Source organism: Citreimonas sp., from assembly GCF_042096055.1.
Classification (GTDB): Bacteria; Pseudomonadota; Alphaproteobacteria; order Rhodobacterales; family Rhodobacteraceae; genus Citreimonas.
This window is the reverse complement of sequence record NZ_JBELMH010000002.1, coordinates 1-18,407: the sequence shown is the minus strand read 5'-3', so window position 1 is coordinate 18,407 and position 18,407 is coordinate 1. Positions and strand designations below refer to the sequence as shown.

The window sequence follows — 18,407 nt, the reverse complement described above, 5'->3', positions numbered from 1 at the left end:
GGCGCGTCCTCGTCCGAGACCATCGCGCGGACCGCGGGCCTGCGCTCGCTGGCGCGGTCGATCACGTCCTTGCGCAGGTCGATCGTCTGCTCGCCGCGCAGGATCGGGCGCGCCGCCTCGGTCATCACCAGCGCGCCGTGGCGCTCGCCATCGGGGCGGATCAGGTCGCGCCCCATCATCTGCCGGAACACCGCCTGCCACTGGCCGCGCTTCAGCGCCTTGCCCACGCCGAAGGTCGGCAGCTTGTCGTGGCGGCGCTGCGTGACCTTGTCGGTCTCGTTGCCCAGCAGGATATCGATCAGGTGGTTCGCGCCGAAGCTTTCGCCGGTGCGCAGCGCGGCCGACAGAGCCATGCGCACCGCCTCGGTCCCGTCGAAGATCTCGGGCGGGGTGTCGCAGAGGTCGCAATGGCCGCAGGGCGCGGCCGTCTCGCCGAAATAGGCCAGCAGGGCTTGGCGCCGGCAGGACAGCGCCTCGGCTAGGCCCAGCAGCGCGTTGAGCCGGCCGTGATCGGCCGCGCGCCGTTCGGGCGGGGCCAGTCCTTCGTCGATCTGGGACCGGCGCAGGCGGATATCCTCGGGGCCGTACAGCGTCAGCGTCTCGGCCGGGGCGCCGTCGCGCCCGGCGCGGCCGATCTCCTGGTAATAGGACTCGATCGATTTCGGCAGGTCGGCGTGGGCGACCCAGCGGATGTCGGGCTTGTCCACGCCCATCCCGAAGGCGATCGTGGCGCAGACGATCAGCCCGTCCTCGGTGGCGAAGCGTTCCTCGACCGCGCGGCGATCGTCGGCTTCCATCCCGCCGTGGTAATGCGCGACCGCATGCCCATCCTCGCGCAGCGCCCGCGCAAGGCCCTCGGTCTTGGCGCGGGTGCCGCAATAGACGATGCCCGCCTGGCCGCGGCGCGCCTCGGCGAAGGCCATGATCTGCTTGCGCGGGCTGTCCTTGGGCTGGAACGCCAGGTGGATGTTCGGTCGGTCGAAACCGCGCAGGAAGGTCTGCGGCCGCTCGCCCCCGAACAGGCGGGTGACGATTTCCTCCTGCGTCTCGGCGTCGGCGGTCGCGGTGAAGGCCGCAAGCGGCACGCCCAGCGCGCGGCGCAATTCGCCGATGCGCAGGTAATCGGGCCGGAAATCGTGGCCCCACTGGCTGACGCAATGCGCCTCGTCCACGGCGATCAGAGACACGCCCGCCTGTGCCAGCATCCGCTGCGCCCCGCCCGAGGCCAGCCGTTCCGGCGCGAGGTAGAGCAGCTTGAGCGAGCCGTCGTGCAGCGCGCGGAACACGGCGTCGGTCTCTTCCTCGGTATTGCCCGAGGTCAGCGCACCGGCGGCGACGCCGGCCTCGCGCAACCCGCGGACCTGGTCGCGCATCAGCGCGATGAGCGGCGAAATCACCACCGTCACGCCGGGGCGCATCAGCGCCGGAAGCTGGAAGCACAGCGACTTGCCCCCGCCTGTGGGCATGATCGCCAGCACGTTGCGCCCCTCGGCCACGGCCTCGACGATCTCGCCCTGGCCGGGGCGGAACGCATCGAAGCCGAAAACGTCTTTCAGCATCGCCTCGGCGGGCGCGACATCGCGGGGCATGGGGCCTGCTTCTACCATATCTGACAATGCAGCCCTTGTCTCATACAAGGGCTGGGGTGATCAAGCCTGACCACCCGTCCTCATGGCCGCAGGTCAGTAGCCGTAGAAGGCGCCCGCATTGTTCGCCAGGATGATGCGCAGCGCGTACACCGCGATCAGCGCCACCAGCGGCGCAAGGTCGAGCCCGCCCATCTGCGGCAGCACGCGCCGGATCGGGGCGTAGAGCGGTTCGAGCAGGCGGCTCAGGCCGTCCCAGATCTGCGCGACGAGCGGCTGGCGCAGGTTGAGAACCTGGAAGTTGATCAGCCAGCTCATGATGACGTGCGCGATGATGATGAACCACACGACGTCGAGGATCAGCATCAGGATCTGGAACAGGGATTGCATGGGCGCCTCGGCATTTTCGGTTGCGTCCACAGGTAAGGCCGCGGGCGTGCGAGGGCAAGCCTGACGCCATGTTCTGGTTGACGCGCGGTGTACAGCGGGTCACCGACGCGGCAAACCAAACCGGAGCCTTGCCGATGTATCCCTTCGTGCGCCTTTTCAAGGACGGTCTTCTGGCCCGCCGCGCCGGCCCGCTGGACGTGCTGGGCACTCATGTGTCGCATCACATCTGCTGGCCATGGGACCTGGACATGTGGGCGGAGCTCAACAACGGACGCACGCTGACGATCTTCGACCTCGGCCGCATCCCGCTTGCGATCCGCACGGGGCTGGTCGCCGTGATGAAGCGCGAACGCTGGGGGCTGGCCATCGCCGGCACGGCGGTGCGCTACCGCCGCCGGGTGCGCGCCTTCGACCGGGTGGTCATGCGCTCGCGTCTGATCGCGTGGGACCGCCGGTTCATGTATATCGAGCAGGCGATGTTCCGGCCCGACGGCGAATGTACCGGCCATGCGGTCTTCCGCAGCGCGGTGACCGACGCGAAAGGCATCGTCGCGCCGGAACGTGTCTGCGCCGCGCTTGGCATCGACGCGGCCTCGCCGCCGCTGCCCGGGTGGGTCGAGGCCTGGCTGGCGGCCGAGGATCAGCGCCCTTGGCCGCCGATGCAGGAAGTAGCCGACACGCGCACGGGCCTCGCCGCGCAGTAGGCCCGCGATTGCCCTTGCCAAGCCCGCCGGCCCCGCTGTTTGATCCGCCGAGGGCCGGGACGGGCATCACGGGGGGCAGGCATGGCGGACACGACGCGACAGGCAATCCCGAAGGACACCGGCCGCCGGCGCATCTGGGGCTGGATGATGTTCGACTGGGCCCAGCAGCCCTATGCCACGCTGGGTCTGACCTTCATCTTCGCGCCCTACTTCGCCTCGGTCGCGGCCGAGTATTTCGCCGCACAGGGTGTTCCCGACGGCAACGCGCGGGCACAGGCGCAAAGCCTGTGGTCCTCGGCGCAGACGGTGTCCGGGCTGGTGATCGCGCTGTCGGCGCCGGTGCTGGGTGCCTGGGCCGACGCTTCGGGGCGCAAGCTGCCGTGGATCTACGCCTTCTCGGGCATCACGGTGATCTGCGCGGCGCTGCTGTGGGGGCTGCAGCCGGACGGCACCGGGCTGATCCTGGCGCTGGTCGCCTTCTGGGTCGGCTTCACCGCGTCCGAGGCGGCCTTCAACCTCAATAACGCGATGCTGCCCTCGCTCGGCACGCCGGCGCAGGTCGGGCGCATCTCGGGCGGGGCGGTGGCGTTCGGCTACTGGGGCGGGGTCGCGTCGCTGTTCGTCATGCTGCTGTTCTTCGCCGAGAACGAGGGCGGCACAACGCTGATCGGCCTGCCGCCGGCCTTCGGGCTGGACCCCGCCGCGCGCGAGGGAACCCGTGCCGTGGGTCCGTTCATCGCGCTGTGGTTCGCGCTGTTCATGGTGCCCTACGTGCTGTGGTGCCGCGACCCGGCGGTGCCGCGCATGGCTCGCCCGACGCTGCGCATGGTGTTCGCGGAACTCGGGACCACGATCCGGGGTGCGGCGCGGCGACCCAGCTTCAGCAGTTTCCTGCTGGGCTCGATGTTCTACCGCGACGCGCTGACCGCGCTCTATTCCTACGGTGGCGTCTACGCGGCGCTCGTGCTGGACTGGGAGATCGTCCAGATCGGCGTCTTCGGCATCATCGCGGCGATCGCGGCGGCCATCCTGTCCTGGGTGGGCGGCATGGCCGACCAACGCTTCGGCCCGAAGCCGGTGATCCTGACATGCGTCTGGCTGCTGATCGCCGTCTGCGTCGTGATCGTCGGCATGAGCCGCGAGTCGCTGCTGGGCCTGCCGCTCGCGGCCGGATCGTCGGTGCCGGACATCGTCTTCTACATCTGCGGCGCGATCATCGGGGGCACGGGCGGCGCGCTGTATTCGTCCTCGCGGTCGCTGATGGTGCGCCACATCGACCCCTGCAAGCCCGCCGAGGGTTTCGGCCTGTTTGCGCTGACCGGGCGCGCCACGGCCTTCCTGGCGCCGGCGCTGATCACGGTGGCGACGGCCTGGACGCAGAGCAACCAGTTGGGCTTTGTGCCCGTGATCGCGCTTTTCGCGCTCGGGTTGTTTCTGCTACGGTGGACCGACCCTGCTGGAGACCGCATTCGATGATCCGCCCCGCCCTTCTCTGCCTGTCGCTGGCGCTTGCCGCGTGCGGGTCCGCCCCCCGCGTCCCCGAGGTTTCGGCCCCGCTCGACCCGGTGCTGTCCACGCGCGAGGCCAAGCAGCTGTTCGGCACCGTGCCCGCCGCATCCGGCCAGCGCGCCGAGCCGCTGGGAAGCTACTCCAAGGGCTGCCTGGCCGGGGCCGAGCAGCTGCCCGAGACCGGCCCGACATGGCAGGCGATGCGCCTGTCGCGCAACCGCAACTGGGGCCATCCCGAGCTGATCGACTACCTCGGCGACCTGTCCCGCGCCGCGGCGCGCCAGCCGGGCTGGAACGGGCTGTATGTCGGTGACCTCAGCCAGCCGCGCGGCGGCCCGATGCTGACCGGCCACGCGAGCCACCAAGTCGGTCTGGACGCCGACATCTGGATGCTGCCCGCGACCGACCTGTCGCTGTCGCGCGCCGAGCGCGAGAGCATCTCGTCGATTTCGCTGCAGCGGGCCAACGGCGCCTACACCAACGACAACTGGACCCGCCAGCACCACGAGATCATGAAGGCCGCCGCCAGCGACCCGCGCGTCGCGCGCATCTTCGTCTTCCCCGCCGCCAAGGTCCGCATGTGCGCCGAGGAGACCGGCAACCGCGACTGGCTGGCCAAGATCCGGCCCTGGTACGGCCACCACTACCATTTCCACGTGCGCCTGAACTGCCCGCGCGGCGCCGAGGGCTGCGTCGACCAGGCACCGCCCCCGCCGGGCGACGGCTGCGCCGATGCGCAGGCCTGGGTGAACAACATCCTCAACCCGCCGCCAGCCGATCCGGACGCGCCGCCGCCCGCGCCCAAGCGCGAACTGACGATGGCCGACCTGCCGCGCCAGTGCGCCGCGGTTCTCGCCGCCGACTGAGTCACCGGAGCCATGCCGTTCTTCCCCGCGCGCCTGCGACCGGCGCTTGTCCTGCTGCTGGCGGCCGCAGGCCTCGGCCTCGCCGCCCTGGCGCAGGACCGGCCGCAGGCCGAGCATCTGCAGACCGCGGTCTGGCCGCGCGAGGACCACGGCCTGGGCGGATTCTCGGGGCTGACGCTGTCGGCCGACGGGACGCAGTTCCTGGCCGTGACGGATCGCGGCTACCGGGTCGAGGGCATCCTGCACCGCGAGGACGGCCGCATCACCGAGATCCGCGACGCCTCCGCCCGCCGGCTGCGGGACACCGATGGCCGGATCACCAAGGTGCAGCAGGTCGATGCCGAGGGGATCGCGCGTGGCCGCGACGGCACCGTGTTCGTGTCGTTCGAGGGCAACCACCGCATCTGGGCCTACCCGCCCAGAGAGATTGCCGCCCGGACGGTCGACGCGCCCGCCGCCTTCGTCAGGTTCGCCGCGAACCGCGGGCTCGAGGCGCTGACCGTTGACGCGGACGGCACGCTCTACACCATCGCCGAGCAATCGGTGCGCTGGATGGGCGATTTCACCGTCTGGCGCCGCACCGCGCAGGGCTGGGACGACCGCCTGACGCTGCCACGGCGCGGAATCTTCTTCCTGCCGGTCGGCGCAGAGATCGGCCCGGACGGGCGCCTGTATGTGCTCGAACGCGCGTTCATGGGCATCGGCTTTCGCAGCCGCGTGCGCCGCTTCGTCGTCGGCGCCGACGGGCTGGAGGACGAGACCGTGCTGCTGACCTCGCCGCTACGCCGGCACGACAATCTCGAGGGGCTGGCGGTCTGGCGCGACGGAACGGGCGCGATCACGCTGACCATGATCTCGGACGACAACGAGTTCAGGCTGCAGGAAACCCAGTTCGTCGAGTATCGGATGCCGGGCGCCCTTGCGCCGCGCGAGGCCAGGCGCTAAGGCGCGCACGTCCGGCACGCGGCCGGGCCAAGTCCCCGCAACCTTGCAAAAACGGGTCCATTCATGACACGCGCACATCTTCCCGGCATCCTTGCCATGGCCGCCATCGTGCTGGCCTCGAACATCCTCGTCCAGTTCCTGTTCGGCCAGTGGCTGACCTGGGGGGCGTTCACCTATCCGCTTGCGTTCCTGGTCACCGACCTGATGAACCGTCTCTACGGCCCGCGGGCCGCCCGCAAGGTCGTCTTCGCCGGCTTCCTGGTCGGTGTCCTGTGCTCGTTGATCGGCACGCAGATCATGCTGCAGGGCGACGGCTATACCTACCCCGCCGTGACGCTGCGGGTCGCTATCGGGTCCGGCGTCGCGTTCCTGACGGCGCAGCTGCTGGACGTCTCGATCTTCGACCGGCTGCGCGACCGCCGCTGGTGGGCGGCGCCGCTGGCGTCGTCGCTGATCGGCTCGTCCGTGGACACGGCTCTGTTCTTCACCATTGCCTTCTCGGGCGCGCTGACCGCGATCGAACCCGCCAACGACGTATCCTGGGCCGGAGAGGTCCTGCCGCTTCTGGGCGTCGGGCCGATGGTGCCGCTCTGGGTGTCGCTGGCGGTGGCCGACTGGGGCGTCAAGCTGGCGATCGCGCTGGTGGCCCTGATCCCCTTCCGCCTGATCGTCGCGCGCCTGCAACCTGTGCGTCCCGTCTGATTTTAGGCAAACGACGCAAGAAAACGCTTTGAGTAAGGGCCGGACCGTGGCAGCCTCGGGGTGTGTTTCAACAATGAAAGGAGGTGATCCAGTGTCGAGAGAAGCATTGGAGAAAGGTGTCGGAACAAAGCGGGGGATCGCGATCTAGGGGCAGCCCCCTGGTCAAGACGAACCGATTTGGCATGGGCCGTTCCGGCACTCGCCTCCGAATTCTCGAAGGGCCGTCCGTTCAGGGCGGCCCTTTTCAGTTGCAGCACCCGGCCTCCCCTTTTCCGCGCCGCGCAATCCTCTAAGGTCGTCGCATGCTCAGGATCACGCCGACCATCGCCATCGAGGACTGGGAGATCACGGAACAGTTCATCCGGTCCTCGGGGCCGGGCGGGCAGAACGTGAACAAGGTCTCCTCGGCCGTCGAGCTGCGGTTCGAGGCCGACCGCTCGCCCAACCTGCCCGGACCGGTCAAGGCGCGACTGCGGCGGCTGGCCGGCCGGCGCTGGACCAAGGAGGGCGCGCTGGTCCTGCAAGTGGACGAGACGCGCAGCCAGGCCCGCAACCGCGAGATCGCGCGCGACCGGCTGGCCGAATTGATCGTGAACGCGACCGAGAAGCCCAAGAGGCGCATCCCGACGAAGCCGACGCTCGGGGCAAAGAAACGCCGCCTCAAGGCCAAGAAGGTTCGCGGCGAGGTCAAGGCGATGCGCGGGCGTGTCGACCCCGACGGCTGAGGCGGGACGCGCCGCCCACGCCGGCCTTTCACTTGCCGCTCCTCGCCCTTGCCGACGATGGCGGCGGAGGAACCCGAGCCACCGGCCGGAGGCGGGTGGCTCGGCATCTGTGCGCGCTCGCGCGCTCCGGTTCGTAACGAACGCGATCGACGCCTTCGACGGCGTCAGAACCGCTCCAGCAGCCGCTCCAGATATTCCAACTCGGCCGTCGGGCGTTCGGCATCGCCCGTGCGGCGGCGGATCTCGTCCAGCAACTCGCGCGCGCGGCGGTAGACGTCCTCGCCCTGCAGCAGGCCTTCGTCGGTGCCCGTCTGGCCGTTCGCGCCCGGGTTGCGGCCCAGAGGGTCGCGACGCTCGCCGGGATTGCCGCCGTCGGCCATGCCCTGCTCGCCCTGGCCGCCCTGCTGCTGCTGTTGCGCCATCGCCTCGCCGAGGCTGCGCATCCCTTCGCGCAGCGCCTCCATCGCCTCGGATTGTTCCGAGATCGCACCCGGCAGGTCGCCGTCGCGCAGCGCTTGTTCGGCGTCGTCCATTGCGCCTTCGGCGCGGCCGAGCGCCTCTGCCGCCTCGTCACCTTCCGCGGTGCCCTGTCCGGGCAGGTTGCGCCGCTGGCGCGACAGCTCGTCGCGCAGCGCGCGTTGTCGATCGGCGAGGCTTTCTTCCAACGACTGGCCATTCTCGGCCTGCCCCTGCCCCTGCCCCTGCCCCTGACCTTGGCCCTGCCCCGGCTGCTGGCCGGGTTGTTGCCCTTGGCCGGGCTGCTGGCCCTGCCCCTGCTGTTGCCCCTGCCCCTGCTGGCTTTGCTGGCCCTGTTGCCCCTGCTGGCCGGGATTGAACTGTTCCTGCAGATCGCGGAACGCCTCGTCGGACAGACCCTGCTGTTCACGCAGGGTCTCGGACAGGCCCTCCATCGCCTGCTCGCCCGGACTTTGGCCTTGGCCGCCCTGGCCTTCGGTGATCTGCATGTTCTCCATCATCCGCTGAAGCTGCTCGAGCGCTTCCTGCGCTTCGGCCATGCGGCCCTGCTCCATCAGCTCTTGGATGCGATCCATCATGCGCTGCAGGTCGTTCTGCGACATCTCCATCATGTTCTGCGGGTCGCCCTGTTGGGCCATGTCGCCGTTCTGCTCGCGCTCGCGCTGCTGTTCGCGCGCAAGCTGGCGCAGGTAATCGTCGGTCGCCTCGCGCAGTTCCTGCATCAGCTCGGCGATCTCGTCCTCCGAGGCGCCGTTGCGCATCGCCTCCTGCAGGCGTTCCTGCGCGCGCTGCATGCGTTCGCGCGCGTCGTCAAGGTCGCCCTCTTCGAGATCGAGCGCGAGGTCCCACAGCGCCTGCGCCAGATCGGCCTGCTGCTGGTCGGTCAGCCCTTCGGGCACGGCCTCTTCGAGGCTGGCGAGGATGCCGCGCAGCGTTTCGGCCTGAGCCTCGTCGCGGAACAGCGAATCGGGGCGGTGCAGGATCGTGCGCACGATCTGCGCCACGTCGCGCGCATTCTGCCGGTTCCACAGCAGCGCCTGGCGCTGCTCGACCAGCGCCGAGGCGACCGGGTCGAAGAAGTTGCGCCCGGGCAGGTCCAGCACCTCGACCTGCGACAGGGCCGTCTGGCCGCGGTCGTCCTCGACCTGCAGTTCCAGCCGTACGGGCAGGTTGGCCCAGGGATGAAGCGAGTAATTCTCGATCAGCAGTTCGGAAAAGTCCGACCGGTCGCCGGCGACAGGCATCGGCAGCGGCACCTCGAGCGCGGGGCGCGATTCGGGCGCGATCTCGCGGCCGTAGCGGCGGTCGACCTCGTCCAGCGCCAGCGTGAACCGCGCGTTGCCGGCCACGACGCCGTGATCGTCGGTGGCGGTGAAGGGGATGCGGCTTTCGCCTTCGTAGGTGGTCTCGATCTCGCCGTCGCGTGCGACTTCGGGCGCCTGGTCGGGGATCATCGCCACCTGCCAGACCCGGCCGCCCTGCCCGTCGATGGCCAGTTCGCCCGACTGCACGACCTCGAAATCCTGCGCGGTCTCGGTCGGATCGACCCCGGTCTCGCCGGTTCCCGACACGGTCTCGGATACGCTCAGCGCGCCGACCTCGCCGTACATGCGCAACGTGATCTGCGCGCCCTCGGGCACGTCCAGCCCCGGCGCGGTGATGTCGTTGAGGTAGACCGACGGCAGCTGGGTGTACGAAGGCGGCTCTATCCAGCCTTCCCACGCGGGGCCTTGCGCCAGGTCCGGGCCGCCCGCGCCCATGGTCGTCACCGACTGAACCCGCATGAGCGAGCCGAACAGGATCGCCACCGACAGCGCCACGAGCGCGACGTAGCGCAGCGCGAACGGGTCCGACGACGCCACGCGCAAGTCGGGTTCGACCGCGCGGGCGGCGGCGAGGCGGTCGCGCATGCGCTGCTGGTGCGCGTGCCAGACCGCCAGCGACGCGGTATCCGTGGCCCCGACCGCCTGCCGGTCGAGCGCCGCCTGGATCGGATGGCCCTTCAGCGAATTGTCGAGGCGGGCCAGCGCGGCCTCTTCCGGCGGCAGGCGGAACCGCCGCACGCCGTAGACCAGCGAGCAGAGGCCCAGAACGGCGGCGACCAGACCGGCGCCCCACACCCATTCGACCGATACGAGATCCTGCAGGCCCAGCATCAGCACGGCGAGCGTGGCGATGATCACGGACCACAGCGGCCAAAAGGCGCGCACGCCACGTTCCGCCGTCATGCCGAGCCGCGTCAGCCGCAGAGGCCAGCGAATCTGTCCGAGAATCGTCGCGGGATCGGTGTCGTGCTGTGCCAAAACATCGCTCCTGGCTGGGTCGTGCCGGGGCACGCGCCTTTCATCCGGCGCAGGAGCGCACCCCTACAACCATGGAGGGATGGTATCGCGTGAGATGATTTCGTCAAAGGACGGTCGCGCCCGGATGACCGAGAATTGATCGCCGTGCACCAGAACCTCAGGCACCAGCGGGCGCGTGTTGTATTCGCTGGCCATCACGGCGCCGTATGCCCCGGCCGAGCGGAAGGCCACCAGATCGCCCGCCACCACGGGGGGCATCTGGCGCGCCTTGGCGAAAGTGTCGCCGGATTCGCAGACCGGGCCGACCACGTCGTAGGGCCGCGTCTCGGCCGCTGGGGCGGGTTCGATGACAGGGTCGATGTCGTGGTAGGCATCGTACATCGCCGGGCGGATCAGGTCGTTCATCGCGCCGTCGAGGATCAGGAAATCGCGCCCCTCGCCTTCCTTCAGGTAGATCACCTTCGACACGAGGATGCCCGCGTTACCGATGATCAGGCGGCCGGGCTCGATCTCGACCTCGCAGCCCAGATGGCCGACGGTCCGTCGGATCAGGTCGCCGTAATCCGACGGCAACGGTGGCGCCTCGTTGCTGCGCGCGTAGGGGATGCCGAGGCCGCCGCCAAGGTCCAGCCGGTCGATCGCATGGCCGTCGGCGCGCAGCGCCTCGGTCAGGTCGGCGACCTTGCGATAGGCGGCCTCGAACGGTGCGAGCTCGGTCAGCTGGCTGCCGATATGCACGTCGATGCCCACGACCTGCAGCCCGGGCAGGCGCGCGGCATGGGCATAGACCTCGCGCGCGCGGGCGATCGGGATACCGAACTTGTTCTCGGACTTGCCGGTGGCGATCTTGGCGTGCGTCTTCGCGTCGACATCCGGATTCACGCGCACCGTGATCGGAACGGTGGTGCCCATCGACGCGGCGATCTCGGAAATCGCCTGCATCTCGGGCTCGGATTCGACGTTGAACTGGCGCAGCCCTCCGTCGAGCGCCGCGCGAATCTCGGCCCCGGTCTTGCCGACGCCCGAAAAGACGATGCGCTCGCCCGGGACGCCGGCCGCCTTCGCCCGCGCGTATTCCCCGCCCGAGACCACGTCCATGCCCGCGCCCTCGGCCGCCAGCGTGCGCAGGATCGCCTGGTTCGACGCCGCCTTCATCGCGTAGCAGACCAGGTGCGGCCCCCAGGCCAACGCCTCGTCAAACAGACGAAAATGGCGCAGCAGCGTGGCGGTCGAGTACAGGTAGAACGGCGTGCCCACCGAGGCGGCGATCTCGGGCACGGGGACGTCCTCGGCGTGCAGCACGCCGTCACGGTAAAGGAAATGGTCCAAGACGGTCTCCGCGTCGCAGGGGCTGCGCCCGCTTACCGCAGCGGCGGCGTGGTTTCCAGCGCCACGCGGTCGCGGCTCAGCGGCCGCGGCCCCGAAGGTAGAGGTAGAGCGGCAAGCCGCAGCTGACCCCGATGCAGTAGATCGCCGGGATCGCCAGCAACCCGCGCCAGTTCTTGCGGCGCACCGTCTCGGCCACGATCCAGACGGTCAGCGTGATCGCTGCGATGGTCAGGTCCCAGACCAGACCGGTCGTGCTGGCATTGACGTACCAGGCGTCGATCAGGGCCGACAGGCTCCAGCCGTTGGCGGCCATGTAGGTGATGAACCAGTACATCGGGTGCACGGCGCCCCACAGCGCCAGCGCCAGCCAGAGCCGGCGCAGCGTCATAGGCCGACGCCCAGCGTGAACGGCCCCTTGCGGACGCGCACCGCGGTGGACACGCCCATGCCCTTGTTGCTCAGCGTCACGGTGGAGCGCGCCTCGGGCCGCACAGGCTCGCCATCGGCGCCGCAGGCGGCAAGCCCCAGAAGCGCCAGGATCAGAAGGGGTTTCATGCCAGCGCCTCTTTCCAGCGGGCGACCTGTTCGCGCACGCGAACCGGGGCGGTGCCGCCGAAGCTGGTGCGCGAGGCGACGGAATTGTGAACGCCCAGCACGTCGAAGACGGTCTCGTCGATGGACTCGTGCACGGCCTTCATCTCCTCCAGGCTCAGGTCGGGCAGGTCGCAGCCCTTGGCCTCGGCCTTGGCGACCAGCGCACCGGTGACGTGGTGCGCGTCGCGGAAAGGTAGCCCGGTTTCGCGCACCAGCCAATCGGCGAGGTCGGTCGCGGTCGAAAACCCGTGTGCTGCGGCGGATTCCAGCGCGGAGACGTTCGCCTTCATGTCGCCGACCATGCCCTCCATCGCGGCAAGCGCCAGCAGCCAGTTGTCGGCGGCGTCGAAGACCTGTTCCTTGTCCTCCTGCATGTCCTTGGAATAGGCCAGCGGCAGGCCCTTCATCACCATCATCAGCGCCACGTTCGCGCCGAAGATGCGCCCGATCTTGGCGCGGATCAGCTCGGCCGCGTCGGGGTTCTTCTTCTGCGGCATGATGCTGGATCCGGTCGAGAACTTGTCGGACAGCGCGACGAAGCGAAACTGCGCGGACGACCAGATCACCAGCTCCTCGGCAAGGCGCGACAGGTGCATCGCGCTAATCGACGCGACCGACAGGAATTCCAGCGCGAAGTCGCGCGACGACACGGCGTCCAGCGAATTGGCCATCGGGCGGTCGAAGCCCAGCGCCTTGGCCGTCATGTGCCGGTCGATCGGGAAACCGGTGCCGGCCAATGCCGCGGCGCCCAGCGGGCTTTCGTTCATCCGCCTGCGGGCGTCGCGCACGCGGTCCCGGTCGCGGCCGAACATCTCGACATAGGCCAGCATGTGGTGGCCCCAGGTCACCGGCTGCGCGGTCTGCAGGTGCGTGAAGCCGGGCATGACCCAATCCGCGCCCGCCTCGGCCTGCGCCAGCAGCGCCCGCATCAGCGCTGTCAGCGACGCGTCGGCCATGTCGAGCTGGTCGCGCACCCACAGCCGGAAGTCGGTCGCCACCTGGTCGTTGCGCGACCGGCCCGTGTGCAACCGGCCTGCCGGGTCGCCGATGACCTCCTTCAGGCGGGATTCCACGTTCATGTGGATGTCTTCCAGCTTGGTCGAGAACTCGAACGTGCCGCCCTCGATCTCTGACAGCACCGTGAGCAAGCCTTCCCGGATCGCGCCCGCGTCGCTATCTGTGATGATGCCTTGCGCCGCCAGCATCGCGGCGTGGGCCCTCGACCCGGCGATGTCCTGTGCCGCCAGCCGCTTGTCGAACCCGATCGAGGCATTGATCGCCTCCATGATCGCGTCCGGCGCATCGGCGAAGCGGCCGCCCCACATCTGGTTCGAGGAAGAGCTGGACATGAAATGATCCTTCGGAGGGACGATGAAACGGACAGGGCTCGCGCTGATCTATACCGCGGCGATCATGCTTGCAAACCCGGCCACGGCCGACATCGCGGCGGCGCAGGACGCGCTGTCGGGCAGCATGAAGAAGCTGGTCTTCCACGAGGAACCGCAGCCCGCCGGCACGTCCGATTTCACAACGTTCGAGGGCGAACCTCTGAACCTGTCGGATTGGCAGGGCAAGTGGACGGTGGTGAACTTCTGGGCCACTTGGTGCGCGCCGTGTCGCAAGGAGATGCCCATGCTCGACGCGCTGCAGGACGAGTTCGGCGGCGATGACTTCGAGGTCGTGACCATCGCGACTACGCGCAATCCTCCGCAGGCGATGCAGGCCTTCTTCGAGGAGATCGGCGTGCAGCACCTGCCGCTGCACCGCGACGAAGGCTCGACCCTGGCGCGCGAGATGGGCGTGCTGGGGCTGCCGGTCACGGTGATCCTGAACCCCGAGGGGCAAGAGGTCGCGCGGCTGCGTGGCGATGCCGAATGGGACTCGGACAGTGCCCGCGCGATGATTAGCGCCTTGACCGGTCTGCCCGGCAACAGCTGAGACGCGGAAAAATCCTTAAAATGAGAAACGGGGCGGTGAGAAGCCGCCCCGTTTCACGAGCGTCCGCGGACGCCGAGAGAGTTGCACCCTGGGGTGCACAGAGAGTGAGAGAGTATTCCGGTCGGTGCGGCACCTGCAGCGCCGCTGTCCAAGCCAATCTGGGCGAAACCGCGGCGGCGGGCAAATAAAATCGCCACAATCCTAACGAAAGGCACGGCGCGGTTTTCAATGCGCCGTCGCGCGACGCTTTGTTTCCTCAAGGGTGCAGCTAGCAGCACGCCCGCCCCAAGCGACGCGAATCGTGGTTAACGTCGGCTCAGCGACAGTAGAGTCCGTTGCCGTGCCGCGCTGTGTCGAAGTGGAAGTGGTCGCGGTGCAACGCGTCGCTTCCGGGGCCCAGCACGGTGCCGAACGGGCCGCAGGCTGCGCCGTGCATCCGCTTCAGCGCGCGGCCGAACCCGCCGCGCCCCCAATCGTCGAGCACGGTCATCGTCTCGCCGTTCTCAAGAGTGATGCCCGAGATGTCGATCGCCTTGCCCTTGCCGTGCTCGCTGACCGGCGCGTCGGGCCGGTGATTGCGCCGGCGGCAGGAATAATGGGCGGCGATCTGCAGCCGCTCGATGCCGCCGCCACGCCCGCCGACCGCCGGTTTCGCGCCGCGATCGACCCAATCCGCGAACTTCCGGGCCGTAGGGCAGTCGACCAGCGCGCCCTGGCTCAGCGTCACGCCTGAGACGGCCGTCAGCCGCACCGCGTCGGGGATACCGCAGCCCGGCAGTTCGCCCGGCACGCGCCCCACCACTTCGCCCTGAAGACGGGGATCGCCGCACAACCCGCCGCGACCGCTGGACCGGTCGTCATCGCCACCGCAGGCCACGAGAAGCACGGCGCAGGCCGCGAGTGCAGGAAATCTCATCGTTCGACCTTCGCCCGTCCGAAATCAGGTTTGTCAGTATCCTGACCGGCCTGAAGAATGCCACGCCGGATCGAGCGCGTGCGGGTGAAATAGGCGTGAAGCTGCTCACCGTCACCGGTGCGGATCGCGCGTTGCAGCGCGAACAGCTCCTCGGTGAAGCGGCCGAGCATCTCGATGGTGGCGTCCTTGTTGGTCAGGAACACGTCGCGCCACATGGTCGGGTCGCTGGCCGCGATGCGCGTGAAGTCGCGAAAACCGGCGGCCGAGAACTTGATCACTTCCTGATCGCTGACGCGGCGCAGGTCGTCCGCGACGCCGACCATCGTGTAGGCGATCAGGTGCGGGATGTGGCTGACCACCGCGCAGACCATGTCGTGATGCTCGGCATCCATGCGCTCGGTGTTGGCGCCCAGCGCCTGCCAATAGGATTCGAGCCTGGCGGCGGCGGTCTCGTCGGTGCCCTCGATCGGCACGATCAGGCACCAGCGGTTGTCGAAGAGCGTGGAAAAGCCCGCCTCGGGGCCGGAATGCTCGGTCCCGGCCATCGGGTGGCAGGGAATGAAGTGCACGCCGTCGGGGATGTGCGGCGCGACCTCGGCGATCACCGTCTTCTTGACCGAACCCACGTCGATCACCGTGGCGCCCGGCTTCAGGTAAGGCGCGATCTCGGCCGCGACCTGGCCCATCACGCCCACCGGGGTGGCCAAGACAACGAGATCGGCGCCGGCCACGGCCTCGGCCGCGCTGTCGCAGACCGTGTCGCACAAGCCGATCCGGCGCGCGGTCTCGCGCGTCTCGGGCGAGCGGGCATAGCCGGTGACGTCGCCCGCCAGTCCGGCCCGTCGCATCGCCCAGAACATGGACGACGCGATCAGCCCCAGCCCGATCAGCGCGACGCGCGGATAACTCATCGGGCGCCTGCCTTGAACTGCCCGATGCAGTGCGCGACGCGGCGGCACGACGGCTCGTCGCCGACGGTGATGCGCAGCGCGTTGGGCAGCTTGTAGCCGGTGACCCGCCGCACGATCAGGCCCTGCGTCTGCAGGTAGGCGTCGCAGGCGCCGGCCTCGTCGGCATCGGCGAAACGGGCGAGCACGAAGTTCGCCATGGACGTGTCGCAGGGCACGCCGTGTTCGGCCAGCGCACCGGACAGCCAGGTGCGCAGGCGGGCGTTTTCGCCACGAGATTTTTCCACGTAGGCGGTATCGCGGATCGCGGCCTCGGCCGCCGCGAGCGCGGCCAGCGACAGGTTGAACGGCCCGCGCACGCGGTTGAGCACGTCGATCACCGCTTTGGGCCCGTAGCCCCAGCCGACGCGCATCCCGCCCAGGCCGTAGAGCTTCGAGAACGTGCGCGTCATCACCACGTTCTCGCGCGCCTCGACCAGACGGGCGCCGCCGTCGTAGCTGTCGACGTATTCGGCGTAGGCGCCGTCGAGCACAAGCAGCGCCTGCTCGGGCAGGTTCTCGGCCAGGCGCTCGATCTCGGCCATGCCGATCATGGTGCCAGTCGGGTTGTTCGGGTTCGCGATGAAGACCAGCCGCGTCGCGTCGGTGCAGGCGGCGAGGATCGAGTCGACGTCGGTGACGCGCTCGCGCTCGGGCACCTCGATCGGCTTCGCGCCGGCGGCCAAAGCGCCGATCCGGTACAGCGCGAAGCCGTGTTCCGTGTGGATCACCTCGGTCTCCGGCCCGGCATAGGCGTGGCACAGCATGGCCAGCACCTCGTCGCTGCCGACGCCGCAGATGATGCGGTCGGCGTCGAGCCCGTGCACATCGGCGATGGCGGCGCGCAGCTCGGCGTGGTCGGTCGACGGATAGCGGTGCATCTCGTGTAGGGTGCGTTTGACTGCCTCCTGCGCCGCGGGGCTGGGGCCGAACGGGTTCTCGTTCGAGCTCAGCTTTACGACGTTGGACATGCCCTCGATTCGGCTCTTGCCGCCCTCGTAGAGCGCGATCTGCATGATGCCCGGCTGGGGTTCTATCCTGGACATGCGGCACCTCACGTTGCGACCCGGCCGTGCATACTAGCCGGGGCAGGCTGTGAAAAGACGACAAATGCGCGGCAACGCGTCGATTTTTTCCGGGCTCAGACCTCGACGTCCATCGCCGTCTGGGCGCCCACGCCGAAGACGCGCTTGTAGCGCGCGATCTCGTCCGCCGGACCCATCGCCTTGTTGGGATTGTCCGACAGCTTGACAGTCGGCCGCCCGTTCGCGGAGACCGCCTTGCACACCAGGCTGAACGGGGCGAGGCGGTCGTTCTCGACCAGCCCGCGGAAGTCGTTGGTCAGCAGCGTGCCCCAGCCGAAGGACACCCGCACCCGCCCGGCGAAGCGGCGGTAGAGATCGACGATCCGCCCCTCGTCCAGCCCGTCCGAGAAGATCACCAGCTTCTTGCGCGGATCCTCGCCGCGGTCGCGCCACCAGCGGATCGCGGTCTCGGCGCCCTGGGCCGGGTCGCCGCTGTCGATGCGGATGCCGGTCCAGCCGGCCAGCCAGTCGGGTGCGTGGCGCAGGAAGCCCTCGGTGCCGTAGGTGTCGGGCAGGATGATGCGCAGGTTGCCGGAATGCTCCTCGTGCCAGTCGGCGAGCACGTCGTAAGGCGCCCGGGCCAGCGCCGCGTCGTCCTGCGCCAGCGCCGCACGCACCATGGGCAGTTCGTGCGCATTCGTGCCGATCGCCTCGAGATCGCGGTTCTTGGCAATCAAACAGTTCGACGTGCCGACGAAGCTTTCGCCCAGACCTTCCAGCATCGCCTGCACGCACCAGTCCTGCCACAGGAAGCTGTGGCGCCGCCGCGTGCCGAAATCGGCAATGCGGATGCCCGGCTCGGTGCGCAGATGTTCGACCTTCTGCCACAGCTTGGTCATCGCGCGCGCGTAGAGCACCTGAAGCTCGAACCGGCCCATGTCGTGCAGCACCGCGCGACCGCGCAACTCCATAAGCACGGCAAGCGCGGGGATCTCCCACAGCATGACCTCGGGCCAGGCGCCTTCGAAGGTCAGCTCGTACTGATCGCCCACCCGTTCAAGATGGTAGGGCGGCAGGCGCAGGCCCTCGAACCACTCCATGAAGTCGGGGCGGAACATCTGCCGCTGGCCATAGAAGGTGTTGCCGCGCAGCCAGGTGGATTCGCCGCGCGTCAGCGACAGCGACCGGATGTGGTCGAGTTGCTCGCGCAGCTCTCCCTCGTCGATCAGGCGCGCCAGCGGCACGTGGTCGGACCGGTTGATCAGGCTGAAGGTGACATGCGTGTCGGGCCGGTTGCGGTACACCGACTGGCACATCAGCAACTTGTAGAAATCCGTGTCGATCAGCGACCGGACGATCGGGTCGATCTTCCACTTGTGGTTCCAGACGCGGGTCGCGATGTCGACCATGGGGCCCTCCGGGCGGGTTCGTCGTGACGCTTAGACCAAGCG

The 18,407-nt window shown here is 68.9% G+C and carries 18 protein-coding genes; 7 read left to right on the top strand and 11 right to left on the bottom strand.

What is annotated here, in order from left to right; all coding sequences use genetic code 11:
* Together ACFDTC_RS01020 and ACFDTC_RS01015 are read right to left on the bottom strand one after the other, a co-directional pair.
* A partial coding sequence (locus tag ACFDTC_RS01020) for a RecQ family ATP-dependent DNA helicase (RefSeq protein WP_375257002.1) occupies positions 1-1,589 on the bottom strand: 1,589 nt, incomplete at its 3' end.
* Positions 1,590-1,682: 93 nt separating this feature from the next.
* Positions 1,683-1,976, bottom strand: a complete 294-nt coding sequence (locus ACFDTC_RS01015) for a YggT family protein (RefSeq protein ID WP_375257001.1) — start codon at positions 1,974-1,976, stop codon at positions 1,683-1,685.
* Between the two features lie 134 nt (positions 1,977-2,110).
* On the opposite strand from ACFDTC_RS01015, the gene ACFDTC_RS01010 reads away from it, so the two are divergent.
* The 6 genes from ACFDTC_RS01010 (at position 2,111) to arfB (ending at position 7,427) form a co-directional block, all read left to right on the top strand.
* The gene (locus ACFDTC_RS01010; protein ID WP_375257000.1) at positions 2,111-2,680 is read left to right on the top strand and encodes an acyl-CoA thioesterase; all 570 of its coding nucleotides are present in this window, start codon (positions 2,111-2,113) and stop codon (positions 2,678-2,680) included.
* Positions 2,681-2,761: 81 nt separating this feature from the next.
* Complete coding sequence (locus ACFDTC_RS01005) at positions 2,762-4,156, top strand: MFS transporter (RefSeq protein ID WP_375256999.1); 1,395 nt, start codon at positions 2,762-2,764, stop codon at positions 4,154-4,156.
* On the top strand, positions 4,153-5,055 hold the full coding sequence (gene mepA, locus ACFDTC_RS01000) for a penicillin-insensitive murein endopeptidase (RefSeq protein ID WP_375256998.1): 903 nt from the start codon (positions 4,153-4,155) through the stop codon (positions 5,053-5,055). Before ACFDTC_RS01005 ends, mepA begins: the two co-directional genes overlap by 4 nt.
* Before the next feature lie 12 nt (positions 5,056-5,067).
* Positions 5,068-6,000 carry an esterase-like activity of phytase family protein gene (locus ACFDTC_RS00995; protein WP_375256997.1) on the top strand — a complete coding sequence of 311 codons (933 nt, stop codon included), beginning with the start codon at positions 5,068-5,070 and terminating at the stop codon, positions 5,998-6,000.
* Positions 6,001-6,063: 63 nt separating this feature from the next.
* A complete protein-coding gene (locus ACFDTC_RS00990) occupies positions 6,064-6,702 on the top strand; it encodes a queuosine precursor transporter (RefSeq protein ID WP_375256996.1) in 639 nt (212 codons plus the stop codon).
* A gap of 302 nt (positions 6,703-7,004) precedes the next feature.
* Complete coding sequence (arfB, locus tag ACFDTC_RS00985) at positions 7,005-7,427, top strand: alternative ribosome rescue aminoacyl-tRNA hydrolase ArfB (RefSeq protein ID WP_375256995.1); 423 nt, start codon at positions 7,005-7,007, stop codon at positions 7,425-7,427.
* Positions 7,428-7,591: 164 nt separating this feature from the next.
* On the opposite strand, the gene ACFDTC_RS00980 is transcribed toward arfB, so the two are convergent.
* The 5 genes from ACFDTC_RS00980 to argH all read right to left on the bottom strand — a co-directional run bounded on the left by ACFDTC_RS00980 (position 7,592) and on the right by argH (position 13,479).
* Positions 7,592-10,207 (bottom strand): DUF4175 domain-containing protein, encoded by a 2,616-nt coding sequence (locus ACFDTC_RS00980; protein ID WP_375256994.1) that lies wholly within the window; start codon positions 10,205-10,207, stop codon positions 7,592-7,594.
* Positions 10,208-10,270: 63 nt separating this feature from the next.
* Positions 10,271-11,536, bottom strand: a complete 1,266-nt coding sequence (gene lysA, locus ACFDTC_RS00975) for a diaminopimelate decarboxylase (RefSeq protein WP_375256993.1) — start codon at positions 11,534-11,536, stop codon at positions 10,271-10,273.
* A 76-nt stretch (positions 11,537-11,612) separates the two neighbouring features.
* The gene (locus tag ACFDTC_RS00970; RefSeq protein ID WP_375256992.1) at positions 11,613-11,924 is read right to left on the bottom strand and encodes a DUF2834 domain-containing protein; all 312 of its coding nucleotides are present in this window, start codon (positions 11,922-11,924) and stop codon (positions 11,613-11,615) included.
* Complete coding sequence (locus ACFDTC_RS00965) at positions 11,921-12,091, bottom strand: hypothetical protein (protein WP_375256991.1); 171 nt, start codon at positions 12,089-12,091, stop codon at positions 11,921-11,923. Before ACFDTC_RS00965 ends, ACFDTC_RS00970 begins: the two co-directional genes overlap by 4 nt.
* A complete protein-coding gene (gene argH, locus ACFDTC_RS00960; protein WP_375256990.1) occupies positions 12,088-13,479 on the bottom strand; it encodes an argininosuccinate lyase in 1,392 nt (463 codons plus the stop codon). Before argH ends, ACFDTC_RS00965 begins: the two co-directional genes overlap by 4 nt.
* 22 nt (positions 13,480-13,501) lie before the next feature.
* On the opposite strand from argH, the gene ACFDTC_RS00955 reads away from it, so the two are divergent.
* Positions 13,502-14,068 carry a TlpA disulfide reductase family protein gene (locus ACFDTC_RS00955; RefSeq protein WP_375256989.1) on the top strand — a complete coding sequence of 189 codons (567 nt, stop codon included), beginning with the start codon at positions 13,502-13,504 and terminating at the stop codon, positions 14,066-14,068.
* 316 nt (positions 14,069-14,384) lie between these two features.
* On the opposite strand, the gene ACFDTC_RS00950 is transcribed toward ACFDTC_RS00955, so the two are convergent.
* The 4 genes from ACFDTC_RS00950 to pncB all read right to left on the bottom strand — a co-directional run bounded on the left by ACFDTC_RS00950 (position 14,385) and on the right by pncB (position 18,365).
* Positions 14,385-14,984 carry an extensin family protein gene (locus ACFDTC_RS00950; protein WP_375256988.1) on the bottom strand — a complete coding sequence of 200 codons (600 nt, stop codon included), beginning with the start codon at positions 14,982-14,984 and terminating at the stop codon, positions 14,385-14,387.
* Positions 14,981-15,895: a prephenate/arogenate dehydrogenase family protein gene (locus ACFDTC_RS00945; RefSeq protein ID WP_375256987.1), complete on the bottom strand. Its 915-nt coding sequence runs from the start codon at positions 15,893-15,895 to the stop codon at positions 14,981-14,983. Before ACFDTC_RS00945 ends, ACFDTC_RS00950 begins: the two co-directional genes overlap by 4 nt.
* Positions 15,892-16,977: a histidinol-phosphate transaminase gene (hisC, locus tag ACFDTC_RS00940; protein ID WP_375256986.1), complete on the bottom strand. Its 1,086-nt coding sequence runs from the start codon at positions 16,975-16,977 to the stop codon at positions 15,892-15,894. Before hisC ends, ACFDTC_RS00945 begins: the two co-directional genes overlap by 4 nt.
* Positions 16,978-17,072: 95 nt before the next feature.
* Positions 17,073-18,365, bottom strand: a complete 1,293-nt coding sequence (gene pncB, locus ACFDTC_RS00935) for a nicotinate phosphoribosyltransferase (RefSeq protein ID WP_375256985.1) — start codon at positions 18,363-18,365, stop codon at positions 17,073-17,075.
* Positions 18,366-18,407 lie beyond the last annotated feature (42 nt).